This window comes from Pseudomonas sp. NPDC088414 (assembly GCF_044753325.1).
In the GTDB taxonomy this organism is placed as follows: Bacteria; Pseudomonadota; Gammaproteobacteria; order Pseudomonadales; family Pseudomonadaceae; genus Aquipseudomonas.
This window is the reverse complement of the sequence record NZ_JBIVMY010000028.1, coordinates 1,494-25,524: the sequence shown is the minus strand read 5'-3', so window position 1 is coordinate 25,524 and position 24,031 is coordinate 1,494. Positions and strand designations below refer to the sequence as shown.

At 61.4% G+C, this 24,031-nt stretch carries 22 protein-coding genes and 1 pseudogene; 14 read left to right on the top strand and 9 right to left on the bottom strand.

The window, feature by feature from the left end; translation table 11 throughout:
- Positions 1-14: 14 nt before the first annotated feature.
- Positions 15-1,229 (top strand): phosphoserine phosphatase SerB, encoded by a 1,215-nt coding sequence (serB, locus tag ACIP8I_RS20795; protein ID WP_367082786.1) that lies wholly within the window; start codon positions 15-17, stop codon positions 1,227-1,229.
- 135 nt (positions 1,230-1,364) lie between these two features.
- Here the strand turns inward: serB and ACIP8I_RS20790 are convergent, their stop codons facing one another.
- The 4 genes from ACIP8I_RS20790 to ACIP8I_RS20775 form a co-directional block, all read right to left on the bottom strand.
- Positions 1,365-3,119 (bottom strand): molecular chaperone, encoded by a 1,755-nt coding sequence (locus ACIP8I_RS20790; RefSeq protein WP_400763516.1) that lies wholly within the window; start codon positions 3,117-3,119, stop codon positions 1,365-1,367.
- Positions 3,120-3,259: 140 nt separating this feature from the next.
- A complete protein-coding gene (gene asd / locus ACIP8I_RS20785; RefSeq protein WP_007967409.1) occupies positions 3,260-4,120 on the bottom strand; it encodes an archaetidylserine decarboxylase in 861 nt (286 codons plus the stop codon).
- Positions 4,120-4,953, bottom strand: a complete 834-nt coding sequence (locus tag ACIP8I_RS20780) for a rhodanese-like domain-containing protein (RefSeq protein WP_400763514.1) — start codon at positions 4,951-4,953, stop codon at positions 4,120-4,122. The genes asd and ACIP8I_RS20780 overlap by 1 nt, the downstream gene beginning before the upstream one ends.
- A gap of 42 nt (positions 4,954-4,995) precedes the next feature.
- On the bottom strand, positions 4,996-6,534 hold the full coding sequence (locus ACIP8I_RS20775) for an HDOD domain-containing protein (RefSeq protein WP_400763512.1): 1,539 nt from the start codon (positions 6,532-6,534) through the stop codon (positions 4,996-4,998).
- A gap of 166 nt (positions 6,535-6,700) precedes the next feature.
- Between ACIP8I_RS20775 and motA the strand changes: the two genes are divergently transcribed.
- Entirely contained in the window at positions 6,701-7,552 is an 852-nt protein-coding gene (gene motA / locus ACIP8I_RS20770) for a flagellar motor stator protein MotA (RefSeq protein WP_007952169.1), read from the top strand.
- A gap of 3 nt (positions 7,553-7,555) precedes the next feature.
- Entirely contained in the window at positions 7,556-8,632 is a 1,077-nt protein-coding gene (gene motB, locus ACIP8I_RS20765) for a flagellar motor protein MotB (protein ID WP_367082792.1), read from the top strand.
- A gap of 52 nt (positions 8,633-8,684) precedes the next feature.
- On the opposite strand, the gene ACIP8I_RS20760 is transcribed toward motB, so the two are convergent.
- From ACIP8I_RS20760 to rsgA, 4 genes are all read right to left on the bottom strand, one after another.
- Positions 8,685-9,170, bottom strand: a complete 486-nt coding sequence (locus ACIP8I_RS20760; protein ID WP_007967414.1) for a toll/interleukin-1 receptor domain-containing protein — start codon at positions 9,168-9,170, stop codon at positions 8,685-8,687.
- Complete coding sequence (locus ACIP8I_RS20755) at positions 9,170-10,129, bottom strand: caspase domain-containing protein (RefSeq protein WP_400763509.1); 960 nt, start codon at positions 10,127-10,129, stop codon at positions 9,170-9,172. The genes ACIP8I_RS20760 and ACIP8I_RS20755 overlap by 1 nt, the downstream gene beginning before the upstream one ends.
- Before the next feature lie 2 nt (positions 10,130-10,131).
- Entirely contained in the window at positions 10,132-10,539 is a 408-nt protein-coding gene (locus tag ACIP8I_RS20750) for a TIR domain-containing protein (RefSeq protein ID WP_400763507.1), read from the bottom strand.
- A 212-nt stretch (positions 10,540-10,751) separates the two neighbouring features.
- Positions 10,752-11,783, bottom strand: a complete 1,032-nt coding sequence (rsgA, locus tag ACIP8I_RS20745; RefSeq protein ID WP_400763505.1) for a small ribosomal subunit biogenesis GTPase RsgA — start codon at positions 11,781-11,783, stop codon at positions 10,752-10,754.
- 107 nt (positions 11,784-11,890) lie between these two features.
- On the opposite strand from rsgA, the gene orn reads away from it, so the two are divergent.
- From orn to ACIP8I_RS20730, 3 genes are all read left to right on the top strand, one after another.
- Complete coding sequence (gene orn, locus ACIP8I_RS20740; RefSeq protein WP_025110157.1) at positions 11,891-12,433, top strand: oligoribonuclease; 543 nt, start codon at positions 11,891-11,893, stop codon at positions 12,431-12,433.
- 204 nt (positions 12,434-12,637) lie between these two features.
- Complete coding sequence (locus tag ACIP8I_RS20735) at positions 12,638-13,249, top strand: trimeric intracellular cation channel family protein (RefSeq protein WP_003221099.1); 612 nt, start codon at positions 12,638-12,640, stop codon at positions 13,247-13,249.
- 154 nt (positions 13,250-13,403) lie between these two features.
- On the top strand, positions 13,404-14,450 hold the full coding sequence (locus tag ACIP8I_RS20730; protein WP_027611410.1) for a Fic family protein: 1,047 nt from the start codon (positions 13,404-13,406) through the stop codon (positions 14,448-14,450).
- Between the two features lie 2 nt (positions 14,451-14,452).
- On the opposite strand, the gene queG is transcribed toward ACIP8I_RS20730, so the two are convergent.
- Positions 14,453-15,523 (bottom strand): tRNA epoxyqueuosine(34) reductase QueG, encoded by a 1,071-nt coding sequence (gene queG, locus ACIP8I_RS20725; RefSeq protein ID WP_400763502.1) that lies wholly within the window; start codon positions 15,521-15,523, stop codon positions 14,453-14,455.
- Between the two features lie 63 nt (positions 15,524-15,586).
- Here queG and ACIP8I_RS20720 point away from each other — a divergent pair, with 63 nt between their 5' ends.
- The 8 genes and pseudogenes from ACIP8I_RS20720 to ACIP8I_RS20685 all read left to right on the top strand — a co-directional run.
- Positions 15,587-17,086: an NAD(P)H-hydrate dehydratase gene (locus ACIP8I_RS20720; RefSeq protein ID WP_400763499.1), complete on the top strand. Its 1,500-nt coding sequence runs from the start codon at positions 15,587-15,589 to the stop codon at positions 17,084-17,086.
- Positions 17,074-17,544 carry a tRNA (adenosine(37)-N6)-threonylcarbamoyltransferase complex ATPase subunit type 1 TsaE gene (tsaE, locus tag ACIP8I_RS20715; protein ID WP_027611413.1) on the top strand — a complete coding sequence of 157 codons (471 nt, stop codon included), beginning with the start codon at positions 17,074-17,076 and terminating at the stop codon, positions 17,542-17,544. The genes ACIP8I_RS20720 and tsaE overlap by 13 nt, the downstream gene beginning before the upstream one ends.
- Positions 17,545-17,595: 51 nt before the next feature.
- Positions 17,596-18,975: an N-acetylmuramoyl-L-alanine amidase gene (locus ACIP8I_RS20710; protein ID WP_400763589.1), complete on the top strand. Its 1,380-nt coding sequence runs from the start codon at positions 17,596-17,598 to the stop codon at positions 18,973-18,975.
- A gap of 5 nt (positions 18,976-18,980) precedes the next feature.
- Positions 18,981-20,882, top strand: coding sequence for a DNA mismatch repair endonuclease MutL (gene mutL, locus ACIP8I_RS20705; protein WP_177325694.1), 1,902 nt, complete (start codon positions 18,981-18,983; stop codon positions 20,880-20,882).
- Complete coding sequence (gene miaA, locus ACIP8I_RS20700) at positions 20,882-21,853, top strand: tRNA (adenosine(37)-N6)-dimethylallyltransferase MiaA (RefSeq protein WP_367082803.1); 972 nt, start codon at positions 20,882-20,884, stop codon at positions 21,851-21,853. The genes mutL and miaA overlap by 1 nt, the downstream gene beginning before the upstream one ends.
- Before the next feature lie 94 nt (positions 21,854-21,947).
- Positions 21,948-22,208 carry an RNA chaperone Hfq gene (hfq, locus tag ACIP8I_RS20695; RefSeq protein WP_003221112.1) on the top strand — a complete coding sequence of 87 codons (261 nt, stop codon included), beginning with the start codon at positions 21,948-21,950 and terminating at the stop codon, positions 22,206-22,208.
- Positions 22,209-22,220: 12 nt separating this feature from the next.
- On the top strand, positions 22,221-23,522 hold the full coding sequence (hflX, locus tag ACIP8I_RS20690; RefSeq protein ID WP_003221114.1) for a ribosome rescue GTPase HflX: 1,302 nt from the start codon (positions 22,221-22,223) through the stop codon (positions 23,520-23,522).
- A gap of 96 nt (positions 23,523-23,618) precedes the next feature.
- Positions 23,619-24,031 (top strand): annotated as a pseudogene (locus ACIP8I_RS20685) (protease modulator HflK N-terminal domain-containing protein); the annotation flags it as partial.

The window sequence follows — 24,031 nt, the reverse complement described above, 5'->3', positions numbered from 1 at the left end:
TGCGGGGGTGCGCGTTGCGCGAAATCGTCCTGATTAACATCACGGGAGTCGACCGTCCGGGTCTGACTGCGGCCATTACCGGCGTTCTGGCACAAGGTGGTGTGAACATTCTCGACATTGGTCAGGCGGTGATCCACGACACCCTGTCGTTCGGCATCCTGGTCGAGATTCCCGACTCCGAGCAAGGCAAAGCCGTGCTCAAGGACATCCTGTTCAAGGGCTACGAGCTAGAGCAGCAGGTGCGCTTCACTCCGGTGTCCGAAGAGGATTACCAGCAATGGGTGGGCAATCAGGGCAAGAAACGCCACATCGTCACCCTGTTGACCCGCAAAGTGACCGCCGGCCAATTGCAGGCGGTCAGCTCGATCACTGCCAAATATGGCCTGAACATCGACCATATCGACCGTCTGTCGGGTCGCATGCCGCTGGACACTCCAGCGGACAAGGGCAAGGGCTGCATCGAGTTCTCGGTGCGTGGCGAAGCGGCAGATCCGCAGGCGCTGCGTGCCGAATTCCTCAGCGTCGCGCAGGAGCTGAACGTCGACATTGCCTTCCAGGAAGATTCGCTGTTCCGCCGCAACCGGCGTCTGGCGGTGTTCGACATGGACTCGACGCTGATCGAAGCCGAAGTCATCGACGAACTGGCCAAGGCCGCCGGGGTGGGCGAGCAAGTCTCGGCCATCACCGAGCGCGCGATGGCCGGCGAACTGGACTTCCGCGCCAGCTTCAAAGAGCGTCTGGCGCTGCTCAAGGGCCTGGATGTCAGCGTGCTGGACTCGATCGGCGCCTCGCTGCGCCTGACCGAGGGCGCGGAAACCCTGTTTGCCGAACTCAAGCGCCTGGGCTACAAGACCGCGATCCTGTCCGGCGGCTTCACTTACTTCGCCAAGCAGTTGCAGGCCAAACTCGGCATTGACTACGTGTTCGCCAACGAACTGGAAGTGGTCGATGGCAAGTGCACCGGCGTGGCGATCGAGCCGATTGTCGACGCGCAGCGCAAGGCTGACCTGCTGAAGGAGTTGGCGCACAAGGAAGGCTTGCGCCTGGAGCAGACCATCGCCGTGGGTGATGGCGCGAATGACCTGCCGATGCTGGCGATTGCCGGGCTGGGTGTGGCGTTTCGCGCCAAGCCGCTGGTCAAGCAGTCGGCGAAGCAGGCGATCTCTACGCTGGGGCTGGATGGCGTGTTGTATCTGTTGGGCTTCCGCGATCGCGATGGGCAGCTCTGAGCCTGAGGCGGCCCCTGTGGCGAGGGAGCTTGCTCCCGCTGGGACGCGAAGCGGCCCCACTCTTTAATTCAAGAGAATGGGACTGCTGCGCAGTCCAGCGGGAGCAAGCTCCCTCGCCACAGTATCTTTAAGGATTCAAAGCGATTTCCACAACGAATCGAAATTCTCCTCGCTCCCGCCATTCTGCGCGGCCTCCAGCGAGCGATAGGCAAACTGATTGAAACTGTGCGTACTCGCCACCCGTCGATCCAGCCCGGCGCGGTGTTCTTCGCCGTGGGTGTTGATCAGCACTTTATTGCCTTCCTGAAACGGCAGGCGCGGGGCGAGCAAGGTCGCCGGCAAGTCGATGGCACTGATCTCCGGCAATAGCAGCCCGCGTAAATAGTGGCTGTGATCATCCCGCGAGCGCACCAGTTGCAAACCGCAAGGTTCGGCGTGCGGCGCCACCAGTTCTATGCCCATTTGCGGCCCGCTGCCGCGTACCTGGCGAATCCAGCGCACCACCGCAATGCTCCAGCCCTGATTGGAACTGTCCTGAATCCCGACCATTTCCCCGGCCTGTAACTCGGCCGGCACCTCACTTTGCCAGCCCAGGCAATAACCACCGGGGCTGTGGTTGATCACCGGCAACGTGTAGGTCGGGTAGTTCGGCGTGCTGTCGGGGTCGCTTTCGTCTTCGCCCAGATGGTCGTACTGGATTTCCTCGTAGGGCAGCAACTCGTCTGCCGCAGACTGCGGTGCGGCGTCGAAGGCCTTGCTCCAGCTGTCCTTTTCACCCTTGACCACCGCGCGGCTGAAGTTGGCCGCGCGGGCGCCGGGATGTTTCAGCAGTTCGCTGAAGCTGCGTTCGCCGCCCAGATAGAAGTGCAGGGCGCTCATGCCGACGCACACGGTCAGGCTGCCCTGGCCGGCAGTGCGCTGAAAACTGCGTTCGGCAGCCTGGCCCCAACTGGCGTGCAGATGCTGCAGGGTGTCGAGGCTCAGTCCTGCCGGGATCGGCAACGGCGTCGACGTCTCCTGCTGCAGTAAATGCGCTTCGATCACGTTCACCAGCGGTTGTGGATCGAAACCGAGCAATGCGCCCTGTTGTTCTTTGCGAAACATGCTGCGGTAGCGCGGGCCGGCGTCCAGTTCGGCGCTGATGGCGAACAGTCCATCCTGCGGACTGCCGGGATGCAATTTGAGCAGGGCACTCCACGGCTCCAGCACTTCGGCCAGCCGGGCGATCTGGTTCTGCCGCAGTTGATTGCAACGGGCGCTGCCCAGCAGCAGGGCGGCGATGTAGGTCTGTTCCAGGCTCAGTTCGCTGCTCAGGCTCGCCAGATCGTCATGTACCCGGCGCTGTTGCAGCTGCAAGGCGCAGGCCACGCGATACAGCTGATGCAGCTCGAACCACAGATGTTCGGGCGCAGGGCTGTAAAGCTGCGTCGCCCGCAGCAGTTGCCCCTTGAGTGCATGCGCGGCCCGCTGCAGTGCCTGGCTGACCAGCGCCGCTCGGTCCTTGTGATACTTGGGGGCAATGCGCAGAACGATCTGCTTGTAACCGATGGCCAACTGACTTTGCAGCGCCTGGCACAGGTTGCTGATCTTGCGCGAACGATCGTCGAGCAGGATCGCCTGATGCAGGAAGTGTCGCTCCAGATGCTGGCAGACGAAGTACACCTCGGGGCGCAGCAACTCCAGCAGTTGCAGGCGATTGTCGCTGGGGGTGAGCAACTGGTTGAGTTCGCCCAGGCCTTGGTACAACTGGCGGGCGGTTTCGCCGATGTTGGCCTTGGGCAGGCCGGCGATCCAGCGTTTGAGGTCGCGCGGGGTGGCTTCGCAGAACGACAGGCGCGTTTGCGTTGGAGTCGGGGCGCTCAGCAGCGGTGGGGAGATGGTCTGGCTCATGCCAAAAACCATAGCAGCAAATGAACCGGTCGGCCTTCAACCGGTAGGAGCTGCCGCAGGCTGCGATCTTTTGATCCTGGTTTTTAAAAACAAAGTCAAAAGATCGCAGCCTGCGGCAGCTCCTACAGGGGCGCCTTGTATCAGGCGTTTGGCAATGCCAGGGCCTGGCCCATTTGCACTGGAGAACCGGCGACCAGTGTTTCAGCCCATTTCACCTGATCCGGACCAAACAGCACGATCGCGGTCGAACCCAGTTTGAAGCGCCCCAGTTCAGCACCTTTTTCCAGATGGATCGGCGCACGGGCGGCTTCGTCGTAGCGGAAGGTTTTCAGCTCGCGCTTCGGTGGGGTGACCAGACCAGCCCACACGGTTTCAATCGACGCGACGATCATTGCGCCGACCAGCACCACGGCCATTGGCCCGCGCTCGGTGTCGAAAATGCACGCCACGCGCTCGTTGCGGGCGAACAGCTCCGGAACGTTCTCAGCGGTGGTCTGGTTAACCGAGAAGATCCGGCCCGGGATATAGACCATTTCGCGCAGGGTGCCGGCCAGCGGCATGTGCACGCGGTGGTAATCCTTCGGCGACAGGTAAATGGTGGCGAAGTCGCCGCCCATGAACGGCGCGGCATTCGCCGTGTCACCGCCCAGCAGTTCCAGCACGCTGAAGCTGTGGCCCTTGGCCTGGAACACGCGACCGTGTTCGATCGGGCCGAGCTGGCTGACTGCACCGTCGGCCGGGCTGAGGATCGCGCCCGGGGTCTGATCCAGTGGCCGCGCGCCGTCTTTCAGGGCTCGGGTGAAGAACGCGTTGAAGTGCTCGTAGGCGGTGAGGTCTTCGACCAGCGCTTGCGACATGTCCACCTGATAACGCTTGGCGAACCACTGGGTGAAGGCATTCTTGAACCAGCGCACGCGGCACTCGGCGACGCAACCGGCCAGGCGCGACAGCAGGTGATGAGGCAGCAGGTACTGGCTGAGGATAAACAGACGCTCTTTCATTAGTTGTCCTTAGAACCTTGAATCTCGACAGGCGTGTCAGGGTGGTTGCCCCATTCGCCCCAGGAACCGGCGTAGCCCTTGACCCGCGGATAACCGAGGGACTTGGCCACCAGATAAGTGAAGCCCGACCGGTGATGGGTCTGGCAGTGGGTAATGATTTCTTTGTCCTTGGTGATCCCGAGATCCTCGAGGATCTGCGGCATGTCCGTGCGAATCCGCAGCTGACGCGCCTTGTCCATGCCGGCGGTCCATTCGAAGTTCACCGCGCCGGGGATGTGTCCACCCTTGGCGGCCAGTATCTTCTCGCCCGAGTATTCCAGCGGCCCACGGGCATCCCAGATCGCCAGATCGGCGGCGCCGAGACGGCTTTGCAGGTATTCGCGAGTGGCGGTCGGCTCCTCGTGCAGGGTCAGCGCCACCGGGCCACCCACCGCTGGAGGAATCTGGATCGACATCGGCATGCCGGCTTCCAGCCACGCCGGCAGACCGCCGTCGAGATAGTGATACTTGTCGTGACCGATCACGTCGAGCAGCCAGATGAAGCGCCCGGCCCAGCCGCCGCCTTCGTCGTCGTAGACCACGTAGACCACGTCCGGGCGATGGCCCAGCTCACCGAACAACTCTTCGAGCTTGTCTTTGGGCGGCATCAGCCCCGGCGCCGGGGGCTGGCCAAGCTGGGTGCGCTTGGGATCGACAAAGCGTGCGCCGGGAAGGTGACCTTCGGCATAACGGGCAGGGCTGGTCAGATCCACCAGAATCAGTTCAGGGGAATCGAGACGCGGGAGCAGGTCGCTCGGCTCGATGACGAGCGGCAAGCCAGAGAAGTCAGACATGTGAGGTCTCCAGAGCACAAAGGGGGGGATTGTAGCGCAGCCTCATCGGCCACGGCTGCTAAAGCTGTGCAGGGCCTTTTCGATGCACTGCGCGGTTTTGCCGAACGCCTGCACGGTGATGTCGGCGAACGGCCCACCGCCCTGGTCGGCCACGACGATCATGATCACCCGACCGTTATTGACCAGCGAGCGCAGGAACAGATGCTCGCCCCGGAACAGCGAACGCAGGCCCGGCGGCAACAATGCGGAAAATTGTGCGTTGTTCTCGGGGTTGATCCGCACCTGTGCCTGTTGTGCGAGCAGGCGCTGCAAGACTTTGCTATGACTGACGACGAAGTTCAGCGCGGCGGCTTCCTTCGGCAGGCCGAAGGTCTGGTGCACGCGCAGATTCGATTGCGTGCGGTCGGCCATCAGAAGCATCACCCGACGCATGCCGCTGGCGACCAGCGCATCACGGGCGGCGACGGTCAGGCTCATGGCATTGGTGAAGCGGCTCGGCTCGGCCAGCAGTTCGGCGCATTGCCGGCGCCATTGAGTCAGATCCTCGGCATTCGGCGCCGCCGCCGGCAGCATCCCGGCCGGCAAGCGATGGGTGCCCCACGGCCATAATAATGAAACGGCCGGGTGCCACAGATCGGGCATGGCATGCTGGCGCGCACTGTTGGCGGCTTGCTGGTGCAACTGCTGCTGCACTTCGTCCATCGAGATCTGCAGATAAAGGCTGGTCAGGTACTGCCAGCGTTCACTGTGCGGGCTGTCCCAGGCCTGTTGCGCCGACAGCGCCAGACCGTTGGCCAGCAACACGGTGTTGGCCGGTTGATTGAGCCAGCGGCGCAGGGTCGGATCGTCGTCGAGGCGATTCTGCTGGCGCAGCGGATGTTCACTGTCGCGGGCGATGCGCAGTACTTTCACCAGTTCGCGCTGTTCGCTGAGCAGCAGCTTATAGCCTTGCTGCACCCAGATCGGCAGGTGCCAGACCTGCACCAGCGCCTCGGCGATCCTCAGCAGGCGTACGCCAAACAGTTGCTTCTCGACCGTGCGCGCCGATTCGCCCTTGTGGATAACCCGCAGCTCCCACTCTTCGAGCAGTTCGGGAAACGTCAGCGCCAGCGGCCACAGCGGCGAGAGAAACAGCAGGCTGCCCCAGTGAATGTCCTGCCACAGGCGCGCCAGGCGACTGGCGAAAAAACCGTTGGCCTGTTGCGTCGCGTGCTGACTGATCATTTGCAGTTGGCGCAGCGCCTTGGGGATCTGCATCTGCGGTTGGACGGGCAGACGCGCGAGCAATTCTTCAGTCCGTGCCAGGCCGAGACGGTTGATCGCGACTTCAAGATTTTCCGCCGGCGCGGTCATCGTGCCGAGGGTGTGACGATTGGCCTCACGGATGATGCTCAAGGCCAGCGCCGGGCTGTCCTGCATCAGGTCGGCGATGTCGCGCAGCGAGCTGCGGTTGTCACGGATGGCCCGGCACACCTTGTCGTGCGCCTCTTGCGGCACGGGCAGGCGCACGCCATCGAGCAGTTTGACCCAGCCCTCGAGCGTAGTCGGTTTTGCGTGTGGGACGTTCGTTTCATTAGCCATGTCTGGACGAGATCTTCACTGACTGTAGACGCGCCCGGCATGGGCTAAATTGGCTTTTCGCCTGAACTGGCTATAGTCTGGCGCAGTTTTGCCGATAAGTAGAAGAAGAGATTTTTTAACTTCCGAATATGACCTTGAACCCGACTTAAATAAGTACTTTCTACCTATGGCTAAAATTATCGGCATCATCGTCGTATTCGCGAGCGTGCTCGGCGGATACGTGCTCTCCCACGGCAAAATTGCCGCCCTGATCCAGCCCTTCGAGGTGATGATCATCGGTGGTGCGGCCCTCGGTGCATTCCTGCAGGCCAACCCCGGTTACATGACGATGCACGTGCTCAAGAAATCCCTGAGCATGTTCAGCTCGCGCTTCAGCCACACGTTCTATCTGGAAGTGCTCGGCCTGATCTACGAGATCCTCAACAAGAGCCGCCGCGAAGGCATGATGGCCATCGAAGGCGACATCGAAGACGCCGCCGCGAGCCCGATCTTCGCCAAGTACCCGGCCGTGCTCAAAGACGAGCGCATGACCGCGTTCATCTGCGATTACCTGCGCATCATGTCCTCCGGCAACATGGCTCCGCATGAGCTGGAAGGCCTGTTCGACATGGAACTCTACAGCCTCAAGGAAGACCTCGAGCATCCGTCCCATGCGGTGAACGGCATTGCCGACGCCATGCCCGGTTTCGGTATCGTCGCGGCGGTACTGGGTATCGTGGTGACCATGGCGTCGCTGGGTGAGGGCGATCAGAAATCCATCGGTCTGCACGTCGGTGCGGCACTGGTCGGTACCTTCTTCGGTATTCTCGCGGCCTACGGCTTCTTCGGGCCGTTGGCGCATTCCCTGGCGCACGATGCCAAGGAAGAACTGAACGTCTATGAAGCCATCAAGGCCTCGCTGGTGGCTTCGGCTTCCGGCATGCCGCCATCGCTGGCGGTGGAATTCGGGCGCAAGGTTCTGTACCCGGCGCACCGTCCAAGCTTTGCCGAGCTGGAACAAGCCGTTCGCGGTCGCTAAGCCATGGAAAATAATCAGCCGATAATCATCAAGCGCGTCAAGCGCATAGCCGGTGGGCATCACGGCGGGGCGTGGAAAATCGCCTTCGCCGACTTCGCCACGGCGATGATGGCGTTCTTCCTGGTGTTGTGGCTGCTGTCCACCGCAACGCCCGAGCAGAAGATCGCCATCGCCGGTTACTTCAAGGATCCGGTCGGCTTCTCCGAAAGCGGTACGCCGTACATCATCGATCTGGGCGGCACACCGACCCTGGCCCCGGAAAACACCCTCAATCCTGAGGTGAAATCCCAGCCGCAACCGGACAAGGTCACGGTCGACACCGAGCAGGTCGAAGGCATGGCCGAGCAGGTCGAGAAAGAACGCCTGGAGCTGTTGCTGCAAGAACTGCAGAACAAGGTCGACGAGAACCCGCAACTGCAGAAGTTCAAGGATCAGATCCTGTTCGAGATCACCCCGAACGGCTTGCGCATCCAGATCATGGACGCCGAAAACCGGCCGATGTTCGACTCGGGCTCGGCACGTCTGAAGCCGTACTTCGAAGACATCCTGCTGGCCATGGCCGACACCATCAAAGCGGTGCCGAACAAGATCAGTATCAGCGGCCACACCGACGCCAAGCCGTACACCGGCACCGGCGATTTCGGCAACTGGGAGCTTTCGGCCAACCGTGCCAACGCTGCGCGGCGTGCACTGGTTGCCGGCAGCTATCCGGACGGGCAAGTGGCGCGGGTTGTCGGTTATGCCTCGTCGGCGCTGTTCGACAAGGAAAACCCGTTCAACCCGGTCAACCGCCGCATCGACATCGTGGTCCTGACCAAAAAGGCCCAGGCCGCCATCGAAGGTTCGCAAGGTGCCGATGCGGCCAAGCCTGCCGCCGAAGGTCAGAACGGCGCCGCTCCGGCGACGCCGGTCGATCCGAACGCGCTGCCGGCGGATCAGCAACCGGTGCCGGCCCATGAGTTGCGCGAACGTTTGAACCTGTTCGACGACGCCGCACCGAAACCGGCCGCGCCGGGGGCTGCGGCGCCAGCGCCAACAGCTCCGCCCGCCGCTGCACCGGCCCCCGCGCCGAAGCAGTGACCAACAAAAAAGCCGACAGTGATGTCGGCTTTTTTGTGGCTGTCGATTGGCCTCAGAAACCGCGCCGAATCCGGTTTTTCAGTTGTTCATGGAAAAGATCGGCGTTGCGCTTATAGGTGCCACTGAAGGATTCGTTGCTCGAATCCAGCGCTATCGAGCGCTTGCTCGAGACCTCTTCGCGATAGGCATCGATGAAGAAATTCAGATCACTGGCCGTGCTCAGTTTCGGCCACTTGTCCAGATACTCCGGCAGCTTTGCCTGCCCGGTGCGGAACGAGCAGATCCGCCGGTTGCTGATCGTCGCTTCGCCGATTTCGAACGGCACCCACCACGACAACGCGGTCTTCTCCGACACCACCGCCAGCAGGTGCGTGCATTCGGTGATATTGCGCGTGATCACCCCGGTGATGTCGTCGGTGGTCTGCGATTCCGGGTCGAGCACATCGAGGTAAGTCTTGATGTTGGCCTGCATCAATTGCGCATTGATCGCCATGGCCTGCGGGCGATCTATATGGCGGTAGCTGATGAATACGGGCATCAGAAGTGTCCTTTGAGGGCGAGTTCACGGTAATAGGCGCCGAGCGCCGTAAGGCGGCAGCCAGTGGAATGAATGGCTGCGTAATACATGTGTTCGGCATCGACCGGTTCGATCAGGCTGTGGCGATTGCACTTTTGCAGCTGGGCGAAGACCTCGCCGTGTTCCGGGTCGAACGTCGCTTCGGTGGGTTCGTAGCTGGGGGCGAGGCGGAACGTCGATTCGGCTTCGGCGAACCATTCCGGCAGTTTGCGCAGGATCTCCTTGGGGATCAGCGGCGAAACTTCGCGCAGGGAGATGAACTGCGAGACGTTGGTCTTGAACACCGGGCGCTGCTCCCAAGCGTCGAGCGCATTGTCGACGAAGGAGTACAGGCTGCCCGGAGTGATCTTGCCGAGAATGTTCGCCGCACCGCCGTGCAGGGCCTGCAACAGCAAACCGGTGAACACGCCGTGGTGCGCGCCTTCCATGGCCGGCTCTTCCTTTTTGCAGGCCGTCAGGATGGTCATGCCTTCGCCGACCACGCTGCTTTCGCTGCGCAAGGCGCGCACTTCGCCGGCCGCGCCGCTCTGGCAGCAGTCGAGGATGATCACTTTGTTTTTGATTTTCGTGGCTTTGGCGGCCCAGTTGAGGATGTCGCTGATGCGGATGCCGTCCTTGGTGCTGCGATAGTCCTGCGGCAGGAGCATGCCTTCATCGTTGTCGCTGTCGAAGCCGCCGTGCCCGGCGAAGTACAGCAGCGCGACGTTGCAGTCGCCGGAGAACAGCTCGCGAATCTGGTCTTCGAGCTTGCCTCGGCCGAGGTCGTCTTCAGCCGAGGTCAGCACCACGTTCTTGAAGTTGGGATCGCCATTGGCGTCGGTCTTCAACACGGACGCCATGGCCATGGCGTCGTTGCAGCAACCGCTCAAGGGCGAAACGTGCGAGTAGTGGTTGATGCCGATAAACAGTCCCTTGCGCATGGTTACACCACCGTGTGCTGACGGATCGCACCGATGATGCTGTTGGTGTTCCACGCGCATTCGGCGTGCGCCGCTTCACGTACTACCGTGGAAATACGCTCGGCACCGAACGGTTTGATCGCGATGATCACTTTGCCCATGCGCTTGGCGATCTCGATTTCCTTATTGATCCATTTGCTGTAAGTCGAATACATCCCGGCCATGATCAGCACCGCCGAGCACGGACGGATCTTGTTTTCGATGGCTTCTTCGAGCTGCTTGTCGGTCTGCGCGCCCATGATCGGGTTGTGCGGCGGCACGGAAAAATTCTTGAAACTGAAATCCGGTCTGGCGCCGAGCAGGCGTACCAGATTGTCGTGAGCGTGGGAGTAGTTCCACGAATGGCTGATGAACAAATGGTAGGTCTGCATGGGGTTCCTCGAAGGTCGCGAAGGTGCGAAGGAACAACCCAATCTAGGCATCTGGAAGGCACCCGCAAGGTCTGCGCGCGGAAACAGAAATGTCCTGCAAGCAGGCGCGAGCGAGCCTGTCAGACAGGTCTGACGTTTAAACGGTCGGGGGATGTGTCAGGCGTGGTCCGACATCCGGCAGCCCCCGGGCGAGGGGCTGCCGGTGCAGATGTTTAGTAGCCGTTTTCCGGCAGGCTGGCGATGATCGAGCGGTAGCTGTTCATCCGCTGCTGCTGCACGCGGCCGTCTTCCAGGGCCTTGAGCAGAGCACAACCGGGTTCGCGATCATGCTTGCAGTCGCGGAAGCGGCAAGTGCCGAGCAGGTCGTTGAACTCGATGAAACCGGCTTCGACGTCGGCGCGGCTGACGTGGCCCAGGCCGAATTCGCGGATACCCGGGGAGTCGATCAACTCGCCGCCGCCTGGGAAGTGGAACAGGCGCGCGGTGGTCGTGGTGTGCGTGCCCTGACCGGACAACTCCGACAACGGGCCGACACGGGTTTCGACTTCCGGCAGCAGGCTGTTGACCAGCGACGACTTGCCGACGCCGGACTGGCCGACGAATACGCTGATGCGCCCGTCGAGCTGCTTCTGCAACTGCTCCATGCCGTTGCCGTGATGCGCCGAGACTTCCAGCACCGGATAACCCAGCGTGCGGTACACCGCCAGCAGGGCATTGAGCGCCGGGGCGTTCTGCTCGTCGATCAGGTCGAATTTGTTCAGCAGCAGCAACGGGCGGATGCCGGCGTGTTCGGCGGCGACCAGATAGCGGTCAATCAGGTTGGCGTGCGGCTCGGGCAGTGGCGCGAAGACGATGACGATCATGTCGACGTTGGCCGCCACCGGCTTGAGCTGGCCACGGCTGTCCGGGCGGCACAGTTCGGTGGTGCGCGGCAGTTGCGCGACGATCACCCCGATGCCCTGGTTGCCGGCACGCCAGACCACCCGATCACCGGTCACCAGCGCCGGCAGGTTGGCGCGCAGGTGGCAACGGAAGACCTGGCCGGCCATTTCGCCGTCCACGGCCTCGACCTCGACCTGCACACCGAAGTGGGCGATCACCAGGCCGTGTTGCTCAGGGCCCAGATCGCCGCCCTCGAGGGCTTCGACCGCCGAGGACTCGCGTTTGGCGGCGCGCGCGGCGCGCTCGCCCTGAATCTTTTCGATGCGCCAGTTTTGACGACGATTGAGTTGGCGTTTGGCCATGGGTGTTCCGTCTGAAGAATGCAGCGATTAGGTAAAACGGCCGCGAGTTTAGCACGCCCGGGCACCGGCCTAGGCTAAACTGCGCAGCATTGCCTAGGAGCCCGAATATGCAAAACCCGCAGAACCTGATCTGGATCGACCTGGAAATGACCGGTCTGGATCCGGAAAACGACGTCATCATCGAAATGGCCACCATCGTCACCGACAGTGACCTGAACACCCTGGCCGAAGGCCCGGTGATCGCCATTCACCACAGTGACGAAGTGCTCGCCCGCATGGACGAGTGGAACACCCGCACCCACGGCAACTCGGGCCTGACCCAGCGCGTGCGTGACAGCCGCATCAGCATGGCCGAGGCCGAGGCCGAAACCATCGCTTTCCTGGAAAAATGGGTACCGAAAGGCAAGTCGCCGATCTGCGGCAACAGCATCTGCCAGGACCGTCGCTTCCTTTATACGCACATGAAAGGGCTGGAAAGCTACTTCCACTACCGCAACCTCGACGTGTCGACGCTCAAAGAGCTGGCCGCACGCTGGGCACCGGACGTGCGCGACAGCTTCAAGAAGGGCAGCACTCACCTGGCGCTGGACGACATCCGCGAGTCGATCGCCGAGCTGCAGCACTACCGCAAGCATTTCATCAAGTTCTGATTGAGGGGTGTCTGCCCTGACGTCTTCGCGAGCAAGCCCGCTCCCACAATTTGGAATGCGTTCCCCCTGTGGGAGCGGGCTTGCTCGCGAAGAGGGCGTCAGAGTCCCGTAAGATTCAAGTCAGAAATGCATCCCGGAGCGCGCCCCCTTCTGGTGCGGCGCTGAAATGGCTAGACTGCGCGCCTTCCTGCCAGGACCGCCGCCATGTTGCTGATGCTCTATCTGATCGCCATTACCGCTGAAGCCATGACCGGCGCGCTGTCTGCCGGGCGGCGCGGCATGGACTGGTTCGGGGTGGTGTTGATCGCCTGCGTCACGGCATTGGGCGGCGGTTCGGTACGTGACGTGTTGCTGGGGCATTATCCGCTGACGTGGGTCAAGCACCCGGAATACCTGGTGCTGACCTCGGCCGCCGCTATGCTCACTGTATTCACCGCACGCTGGATGCGTCACCTGCGCTCATTGTTTCTGGTGCTCGATGCGGTCGGTCTGGTGGCGTTTACCCTGATCGGCTGCATGACCGCTCTGGAAATGGGCCACGGCATGCTGGTGGCCTCGGTCAGCGGTGTGATCACCGGCGTCTTCGGCGGCATCCTGCGCGACATCTTCTGCAACGACATCCCGCTGATCTTCCGCCGCGAACTGTACGCCAGCGTCTCGTTCGCCGCCGCGTGGTGCTACATGCTCTGCCTGTACCTGAATGTGCCGAGCGAACAGGCGATTCTGATTACCCTGTTCGGCGGTTTTCTGTTGCGGTTGCTGGCCATTCGTTTCCACTGGGAAATGCCCAAGTTCGTTTATAACGACGCACCTTGACGTCACGCTGGCGGGCGCGTGGAAATATTCTGTCGGGAATGTTGAATAGATGCTGCGCCTCTAAATAGGGTAAAAAATAAAGCCTAAAAGGGGTATTTTGTCATGAAATACCCTATTTAAGTCTTTTTACCTCATTTAGACGGCTGCCTGAATCATGCACTCACTCACCCCGGAATTTCTTGACGCCTTGCGCTTCGACGGTCTTCAGATTGCGACGCTTCGTGCATTGGGAGAGTTTCGGGGTAAGCAACAACTGTTCGTTGCTCAATCGCCGCAGGTCCTCCAAGGGCTTACGCAGATAGCCGTAATCGAATCCACGGAGTCATCTAACCGACTGGAGGGTGTAACTGTCGCGCCAGCGCGGCTGAAGTCACTGATGAGCAAAAACACTGATCCCAAGAGCCGATCCGAACAGGAAATTGCTGGCTATCGGGACGCACTGTCACTCATCCATGAATCTGCCGATGGGATGCCATTTTCCGAAGGTGTTCTTAGACAATTACACAGTCTTCTTTACCGCTATCTACCTCAGGATGGTGGTGAATGGAAGGCGATGAACAACGACATCATCGAGCGTCATGCCGATGGTTCATCGCGGATTCGCTTCCAACCTGTTCCTGCTCATATGACCCCTATTGCGGTGACTGAAACCCTGGGGCATTACCACCGGGCGCTGGCATTGAATCTGGCTGACCCGTTGGTTTTAGTGCCGCTTACGGTCCTCGACTTCCTTTGCATACACCCCTTCTCTGACGGAAATGGTCGCGTCGCTCGTCTGCTGACATTGCTGCTGCTCTATCAATTTGATTACCGAGTTGGGCGATTTATCAGTCTTGAACGGATATTCGAGGAGTCAAAGGAGGGCTATTACGCAACACTCGAACTGAGTTCTCAGGGATGGCACGAGGGCACGCATGATGTTCGGCCATGGATGGATTATTTTTGGGGGGCATTGCTTAGAGCGTACAAAGAGTTCGAAGAGCGAGTGGGTACGATTGAGAAGCGTCGAGGTGGTAAAAGCGACCGAATCAGAGACGAAGCCTTGAAGCGAGTCCTCCCTTTTTCCATCTCGGAAATTGAAGAGTCCTGTCCGGGAGTCAGTCGCGATACAGTGCGCCTGGTTTTACGATCACTGAAAGCAGAAGGGCTGATTGAGCCGACAGGTAAGGGGCGCACAGCCAAGTGGAGAAAGCCGGCATAGCCTCAATTACGGCGTTCAGCGTGCTGTTTCAGCGCCCACTCAACATGTTCACGCACCAGCTCTGATGGGTAGTCACGGCGCGCCTTCAAGGCCTCCAGCACCGGAATGCTCGACGGCGCGTTGCCCAGCCCGACCGCCAGATTGCGCAACCAACGCTCATAACCGGCGCGGCGCAGCGGCGAACCTTCGGTGCTGCTGAGAAACTTGTCCTCGTCCCACAGAAACAGCTCGGCCAGTTCGGCGTTGTCCAGGTTGTGCCGTGGCTTGAAATCGCTTTCCCCGGATGGCCGGGCGAAGCGGTTCCATGGGCAGACGATCTGGCAGTCGTCGCAGCCGAATACGCGGTTGCCGATCAGCGGGCGCAGGTCTTCGGGGATGGCGTTTTTCAGCTCGATGGTCAGGTACGAGATGCAGCGCCGGGCGTCCAGCACATACGGGCCGACGAATGCGTTGGTCGGGCAGATGTCTAGGCACGCCGTGCAGCGCCCGCAATGTTCGGTGCTGTGCGGTTCGTCCACCGGCAGCGGCAGATCGACAAACAGTTCGCTCAGGAAGAAATAACTGCCGGCCTTGCGGTTCAGTACCAGGGTGTTTTTGCCGATCCAGCCCAGCCCGGCCTGCTCGGCGATGGCTTTTTCCAGCACCGGGGCGCTGTCGACGAAGGCACGGAAACCGAACGGGCCGATCTCCGATTGAATCTTGTCGGCCAATTGCTGCACACGTTTACGGATCAATTTGTGGTAATCGCGGCCCAAGGCATAACGCGAAACGTAGGCTTTCTCCGGTTGCGCGAGCATTTGCGCCATTTGCGTGTCGCCGGGCAGGTAGTCCATGCGCAGCGAAACCACGCGCAACGTACCGGGAACCAGTTCCTCCGGATGCGAGCGTTTGCTGCCATGGGCGCCCATGTAATCCATCTCGCCGTGGTAGCCGGCGGCGAGCCAGCGCTCCAGGTGCTGCTCATGCTCGGCCAGGTCCAGACCGCTGATGCCGACTTGCTGGAAGCCCAGTTCGCGGCCCCAATCCTTGATCGATTGGGCGAGGGCGGGCAGATCTGTGGTGATGGCGGACATGAGGCGAGAGAAACCGGAGCTGAGGTGCGTATAATTCTGCCAGACATCGGAGCCTGAAGACGCATGCCGCACACGAAAGATCAATTACCCGACGCGCTGTATGGCGCTGCGCAGGTGCGAGCACTCGATGCGCGGCTGATCGCTGCGGGCACGCCGGGCTTCGAATTGATGCAGCGCGCCGCGCACGCGACCTGGCGCGCCTTGGTGCGGCAGTGGCCGTCGGCGAACGAAATGACTGTACTTGCCGGGCATGGCAACAACGCCGGTGATGGTTTTCTGATCGCCGCGCTGGCGCACCGGGCCGGTTGGGCGGTGCGAGTGCTGGCCGTCGGTGATCCACAACGCTTGCAGGGCGACGCCGCGCAGGTCCATGCGCAGGCGCTGAGCGATGGCGTCGCCGTGCAGGGCTGGACCGCCCAAAGCGAGTTGCGCGGCGTTATCGTCGATGCTTTGCTCGGCACCGGGCTGGCCGGCGATGTCCGTGAGCCGTATGCCGCTGCGATCAAGGCGATCAATGCCAGTGGCCTGCCGATAGTAGCGGTGGATATTCCTTCCGGACTGTCTGCCGATACCGGGCATGTCCTCGGCGTTGCGGTTCATGCCGACCTTACCGTGACCTTTATCGGCTTGAAGCTCGGCCTGTTCACCGGGGATGCGGCGGATCAGGTCGGGGCGTTGGTGTTTAACGATCTGCAAGCCGCCGCCGACATCTACCGTGACATTCCTGTCAGCGCTCTGCGTCTCACGGCGGCTAATCTTCCACGACTGGCCCCGCGTGCGCCCGCTGCACACAAAGGGCGCTTCGGGCACTTGCTGCTGATCGGCGGCGATCAGGGTTTTGGCGGGGCGATTCTGCTCAGTAGCGAAACGGCCTTGCGCAGCGGCGCCGGAATGGTGTCGCTGGCAACTCGTGCGGAACATGTCCCGGCAGCGCTGACGCGGATGCCGGAAGTCATGGTGCTCGGCACGTCGTCGGCCAATCAGTTGATGGGGCTGCTGGAAAAGGCTTCCGTGCTGGTGGTTGGCCCGGGTCTCGGGCAGGCGAGCTGGGGCCGGGCGCTGTTGTCCGCTGCCGCCAATGCGCCGCTGCCGCAGGTATGGGACGCCGACGCGTTGAATCTGCTGGCAAGTGGTTTTGTCAGCCTGCCCAAGGATTGCGTGATCACGCCGCATCCGGGCGAAGCAGCGCGCCTGTTGGGCGTCAGTACCGCTGAGGTGCAGGCAGATCGCCCGGCCGCCGCGCGGGCATTGAGCAAAAAATACTCGGCTGTCGTCGTGCTGAAAGGCGCCGGCAGCCTGATCGCTCATCCTGATGGGCGTCTGGCGCTGTGTCATCAGGGCCATCCGGCCATGGCCACTGCTGGCCTGGGCGATGTGCTCGCGGGATTGGTCGGCGCTTTGCTGGCTCAGGGCATGGACGGCTTCGATGCCGCCTGCCTGGCAGTCTGGCTGCACGCCAATGCCGGCGCGCAACAAGGTAAATTCGGCCGTGGACTGGCGGCCAGTGATCTGATTCCAGTCATTCGTCAGTTGTTGGAGGAGCATGCACCGTGTCTGAAGTAACCCTGTACCTGGCCGATGAACAGGCTATGAGCGACTTTGGCGCACGGATCGCCCGCGTTACCCGGGGCCACGGCCTGATTTTCCTGGAAGGCAATCTGGGCATGGGCAAAACCACCCTGTCTCGGGGCATCATTCGGGGCTTGGGGCATGTCGGCGCGGTAAAAAGTCCGACCTTCACCCTGGTCGAACCCTACGAGATCGGCGACGTCCGTGCCTTCCACTTCGACCTGTATCGTCTGGTCGATCCGGAGGAGCTGGAGTTTCTCGGCATCCGCGACTATTTCGAAGACGACGCCCTGTGCCTGATCGAGTGGCCCGATAAAGGTGCAGGCTTTTTGCCAAAGCCTGACCTGACCATTACCATTAGCCCGCAAGACAGCGGGCGTTCGCTGAAAATTTTATCCCAGGGCTCGCGTGGCGAGGCCTGGTGTGCCGCTTTGGCATTGGAATCCAATTAGATGATGGGGTTAGGTATGCGCTTTCGCGCGTTGGTGGCTGCCGTTGGACTGATGTTGATGGCAGTGACCGTCAACGCTGTGGCCGAGACAAAGGTCAACAGCGTGCGCCTGTGGCGGGCGCCGGACAACACGCGACTGGTCTTCGACCTGAGCGGTCCGGTGCAGCACAGCGTCTTCACCCTGACCGCACCGGATCGGCTGGTGATCGACATCAATGGCGCCACCCTGGGGGCGCCGTTAAAGGTCTCGACTGCTAACACGCCGATCACCGCGATGCGCTCGGCCCAACGTACGCCGACCGACCTGCGGGTGGTCATCGACCTGAAAAAAGCCGTCACCCCGAAAAGTTTCTCGCTGGCGCCGAACGCGCAATACGGCAACCGTCTGGTGGTCGACCTGTTCGACAACCCGGCCGATGCCGCGCCGCCGCCTGCCCCGACGCCGTCAGTCGCCACCGTGCCAGCAGTGCCGGTGACACCGTCGGAACCGGCGATCAAGTTGCCACCGGCCCCGGCCGGCAAGCGCGACATCATTGTGGTGATCGACGCCGGTCACGGCGGCGAAGACCCGGGTGCATCCGGCTCGCGTGGCCAGCGTGAGAAAGACGTGGTGCTGCAGATCGCCCGCGAGCTGCAGCGTCAGGTCAATGGCATGAAAGGCTTCCGCGCCGAGCTGACCCGTACCGGTGACTACTTCATCCCGTTGCGCGGCCGTACCGAAATCGCCCGCAAGAAGGGCGCCGACCTGTTTGTTTCGATCCACGCCGACGCCGCACCGTCCGCGGCAGCCTTCGGCGCCTCGGTGTTTGCCCTGTCTGATCGCGGCGCGACATCCGAGACCGCCCGTTGGCTGGCCGACAGCGAAAACCGTTCCGACCTGATCGGTGGTGCCGGCAACGTCAGCCTCGACGACAAGGATCGCATGCTCGCCGGCGTGCTCCTCGATCTGTCGATGACCGCATCGCTGACTTCCAGCCTCAACGTCGGCCAGAAAGTCCTGACCAACATTGGTCGCGTGACCCCGCTGCACAAACAGCGCGTGGAGCAGGCCGGGTTCATGGTATTGAAGTCGCCGGACATCCCGTCGATCCTCGTCGAAACCGGATTTATCTCCAACGCCAACGAAGCGAACAAACTCTCGGCTTCAAGCCACCAGCAGGCGCTGGCGCGTTCGATCAGCAGCGGCGTGCGCCAGTTCTTCCAGCAGAACCCGCCACCGGGCACTTACATAGCCTGGCTGCGTGACTCCGGCAAGATTGCCCAGGGGCCGCGCGATCACCGCGTGAGTCCGGGCGAGACGCTGGCGATGATCGCCGTGCGTTATCAGGTGTCCCTCGCGACGCTGCGCAGTGCCAACAATCTGAGTAGCGATGAGCTGAAGATCGGCCAGCACCTGACCATTCCCGGCACCGAACTGGCGTCCAAAGAATGAACCAGGTGTTGAACGCCGCACGCATCGAACTGCTCAGCCCGCGGCTGGCGAACCAGATCGCCGCCGGCGAGGTGGTCGAGCGCCCGGCTTCGGTGATCAAGGAGTTGCTGGAAAACAGTCTCGACTCCGGTGCCAAGCGCATCGACGTCGATGTCGAGCAGGGCGGCGTCAAGCTGCTGCGGGTACGTGACGACGGCAGCGGGATTTCCGCCGACGACCTGCCGTTGGCGCTGGCCCGTCACGCCACCAGCAAGATTCGCAATCTCGAAGACCTCGAGCAGGTGATGAGCCTGGGCTTTCGTGGTGAAGCACTGGCGTCGATCAGCTCCGTGGCACGCCTGACCCTGACCTCGCGCACCCGCGACGCCGATCAGGCCTGGCAGGTCGAAACCGAAGGTCGCGACATGGCGCCTCGGGTGCAGCCGGCGGCGCATCCGGTCGGTACGTCGGTGGAAGTGCGCGATCTGTTCTTCAACACCCCGGCGCGGCGCAAGTTTCTCAAGACCGAAAAAACCGAATTCGATCACCTGCAAGAAGTGATCAAGCGTCTGGCGCTGGCGCGTTTCGACGTGGCCTTCCATCTGCGCCACAACGGCAAGACCATCCTCAGCCTGCACGAGGCCCACGATGATGCGGCCCGCGCCCGGCGTGTGGCGGCGATCTGCGGTTCGGGCTTCCTTGAACAGGCGCTGCCGATCGAGATCGAGCGCAATGGCCTGCACTTGTGGGGCTGGGTCGGGTTGCCGACCTTCAATCGCAGTCAGGCGGACTTGCAGTATTTCTTCGTGAACGGCCGAGCGGTGCGCGACAAACTGGTGGCCCACGCGGTGCGTCAGGCTTATCGCGATGTGCTGTTCAACGGTCGTCATCCGACCTTCGCGCTGTTTTTCGAGGTCGATCCGGCGGCGGTAGACGTCAACGTGCACCCGACCAAGCACGAAGTGCGCTTCCGTGACGGGCGCATGGTGCATGACTTCCTTTATGGCACGTTGCACCGCGCGCTGGGCGATGTGCGTCCGGAAGATCAACTGGCCGGCTCTGTCACCACTGCCGTCGTGCGTCCAACCGGTATCGAGGCCGGCGAGTTCGGCCCGCAGGGCGAAATGCGTCTGGCGGCCAACGCGCTGCTGGAGCAGCCGCAGGCGCAACCGGCGTTCAATACTTCGTCGGGTGCCAGTGCTGGCGGCGCTTATCAGTATCAGTACACGCCGCGTCCGCAATCGGCGATGCCGCCGGCCGCCGAGGCACAAGCCGCTTACCGCGAGTTCTTCGCGCCGTTGCCGGAAGCGAATGCCAACGCGCTGCCGGCCGGTCAGGAAGATATTCCGCCGCTCGGTTACGCGCTGGCGCAGCTCAAGGGCATCTACATTCTGTCCGAGAACGCTCAGGGGCTGGTGCTGGTGGACATGCACGCCGCGCACGAGCGGATCATGTACGAACGCCTGAAAATCGCCATGGCCAGCGAAGGTCTCAGTGGCCAGCCGTTGCTGGTGCCGGAGTCACTGGCGGTCAGTCAGCGTGAAGCCGATTGCGCCGAAGAACATGCCGCATGGTTCCAGCGTCTGGGCTTCGAGCTGCAGCGTCTGGGCCCGGAAACATTGGCAATCCGCCAGATTCCGGCCCTGCTCAAGCAGGCCGAGGCCAATCGGCTGGTGGGTGACGTGCTGTCGGACTTGATGGAATACGGCACCAGCGACCGGATTCAGGCGCACCTGAACGAGCTGCTCGGCACCATGGCCTGCCACGGCGCGATCCGCGCCAACCGGCGCCTGGCCCTGCCGGAAATGAATGGTCTGCTGCGTGACATGGAAAACACCGAGCGCAGCGGTCAATGCAACCATGGCCGACCGACCTGGACCCAATTGGGCCTGGACGATCTGGACAAACTGTTCCTGCGCGGTCGTTGATGAGCCAGCTTCCTCCAGCGATTTTCCTGATGGGCCCGACCGCTGCGGGCAAGACCGACCTGGCCATCGAGCTGACCAAGGTGCTGCCGTGCGAGCTGATCAGCGTCGATTCGGCGCTGGTCTATCGCGGCATGGACATCGGCACCGCCAAGCCATCCAAAGAATTACTGGCCGAGTTTCCGCACCGGCTGATCGACATTCTCGATCCGGCTGAAGCCTATTCGGCAGCAGATTTCCGTCGTGATGCCCTGCAAGCCATGGCCGAGATCACCGCACGCGGGAAAATTCCGCTGCTGGTGGGCGGCACCATGCTTTATTACAAGGCGTTGGTTGAAGGCCTGGCGGACATGCCGGCGGCGGATCCCGAGGTCCGTGCGCAGATCGAAGAAGAGGCTGCACGGCTTGGCTGGCAAGCCCTGCACGATCAATTGGCGATCATCGACCCGGTGTCGGCAGCACGGATTCACCCGAACGATCCGCAGCGCCTGAGTCGGGCGCTGGAGGTTTATCGGGTCAGCGGTCAGAGCATGACTGCCCTGCGTCAGCAACAATCTGCGCAAAGTACTGAAGCAGCCGCTTCGGGACGGCAACAATTGCCCTATACTGTCGCGAACTTGGCCATTGCTCCGGCAAATCGCCAGGTACTGCACGAGCGCATTAAACAAAGATTCACAAATATGCTGGAACAGGGGTTCATCGACGAGGTCGTAGCCCTGCGTAAAAGAAGTGACCTGCATTCCGGGTTGCCGTCTATACGTGCGGTAGGCTACCGCCAAGTCTGGGACTACCTGGATGGCAAGCTGTCGTTAGCTGAAATGCAGGAACGCGGCATCATTGCCACGCGTCAATTGGCCAAGCGCCAGTTCACCTGGCTGCGCAGCTGGGAAGAACTGCACTGGCTGGACAGTCTTGATTGCGACAATCTGCCACGCGCCTTGAAATACCTTGGGACCATCTCCATATTGAGCTGAGTCCTTGCAATTGCCGTCTATCCTTGGGGGTGTGGCGGCCAAAGCCATCTGAATTACCTATTTTTATTATTGAATCCTTAAAGGAGTGCGGCACATGTCAAAAGGGCATTCGCTACAAGACCCTTACTTGAATACTTTACGTAAAGAGAAAGTTGGGGTTTCCATCTACCTGGTCAACGGTATCAAACTGCAAGGCACGATCGAGTCGTTCGACCAGTTCGTTATCCTGCTGAAAAACACCGTCAGCCAGATGGTTTACAAACACGCTATCTCGACAGTCGTGCCAGTACGTCCAATTCGTCTGCCTAGCGCAACCGAATCCGATGCAGGTGACGCTGAGCCAGGTAACGCCTGATAGGAGTCTCCTTTGTTCTTTGAGCGCCACGGTGGTGGTGAGCGAGTCATCCTCGTTCACTTGGAAGGTCAGGACCCTGAGGCGCGCGAAGATCCGCAGGAGTTTCAGGAATTGGCTAATTCGGCGGGCGCCGAGACCGTTGCGTTTTTTAACGTACCGCGTCATCGGCCAACCGCCAAATTCCTGATTGGCAGCGGCAAGGTCGAGGAATTACGCGACCTGGTCCATGCCGAAAAGGCCGATCTGGTGATTTTCAATCACATTCTCACGCCCAGTCAGGAACGTAACCTCGAACGTGTTTTCGAGTGTCGCGTGATCGACCGTACCGGTCTGATTCTCGATATCTTCGCCCAGCGCGCCCGTACCCATGAAGGCAAGCTCCAGGTAGAACTGGCCCAGCTTGATCACATGAGCACCCGCCTGGTTCGCGGCTGGACTCACCTTGAGCGTCAGGGTGGCGGTATCGGCATGCGTGGCCCGGGTGAAACCCAGCTCGAAACCGACCGGCGTCTGCTGCGGGTTCGTCTGCGTCAGATCAAGGGCCGTCTGGAAAAAGTGCGCAGCCAGCGCGAGCAATCGCGACGCGGCCGTTCCCGTGCGGATATCCCTACCGTGTCTCTGGTGGGCTATACCAACGCCGGCAAATCCACGCTGTTCAATAACGTGACCAAATCCGAGGTGTACGCGGCCGACCAGTTGTTCGCCACCCTGGACCCGACCCTGCGCCGTCTGGAACTGGACGATCTGGGGCCGATCGTGCTGGCTGACACGGTAGGTTTCATTCGGCACTTGCCGCACAAGCTGGTCGAGGCATTTCGGTCTACGCTCGAAGAGTCGAGCAATTCCGACCTGCTGTTGCACGTGATCGATGCGGCCGAACCGGATCGCATGCTGCAGATCGAGCAGGTGATGGTGGTGCTGGGCGAGATCGGAGCCCAGGACTTGCCGATCCTTGAGGTATACAACAAACTCGATTTGCTTGAAGGCGTTGAGCCACAGATCCAGCGCGATGCCGACGGCAAACCGCAGCGGGTCTGGCTGTCGGCGCGTGATGGCACGGGTCTGGAACTGCTCGAACAAGCCATTGCCGAGTTGCTGGGCAGTGATTTGTTTGTGGGCACATTGCGCTTGCCGCAACGGTTCGCTCGACTGCGTGCGCAGTTCTTCGAACTCGGTGCGGTACAGAAAGAAGAGCATGACGAAGAAGGCATCTGCCTGCTGGCCGTTCGTTTGCCCCGGGTCGAGTTGAATCGACTGGTAAGCCGCGAAGGATTGCAGCCGATGGAATTCATCGAGCAACACACTTTGCAATAAAAGCCTGGCAAAGCGGTTGTGCCGCAACGGCAGGCATTCTGTAGCATTGGTCGGCGCGCCGTGGGTGCGTCTTTGCTTTATCAGATGGAGAGCGCTATGGCTTGGAATGAGCCGGGTGGCAACTCGAATAATCAGGATCCTTGGGGTGGCAAGCGCCGCAATAACGGCGACCGCAAGGGGCCACCGGATCTCGACGAGGCCTTCCGAAAGCTGCAGGAAAGCCTGAACGGGTTGTTCGGTGGTGGTAAGAAACGCGGTGGTGATGACGGCGGTGGTTCGGGCAGGAGTGGTGGCGGCTTCGGCGGTCTGCTCGGCATCGGCCTCGTGGTGCTGGCGGCTGTCTGGCTGTACAGCGCGGTCTATGTGGTCGACGAGCAGGAGCAAGCCGTGGTGCTGCGCTTCGGCAAGTACTACGAGACTGTCGGCCCCGGCCTGAACATCTACTTCCCGCCGATCGACAAGAAGTACATGGAGAACGTCACGCGTGAGCTTGCCTACACCAAGCAGGG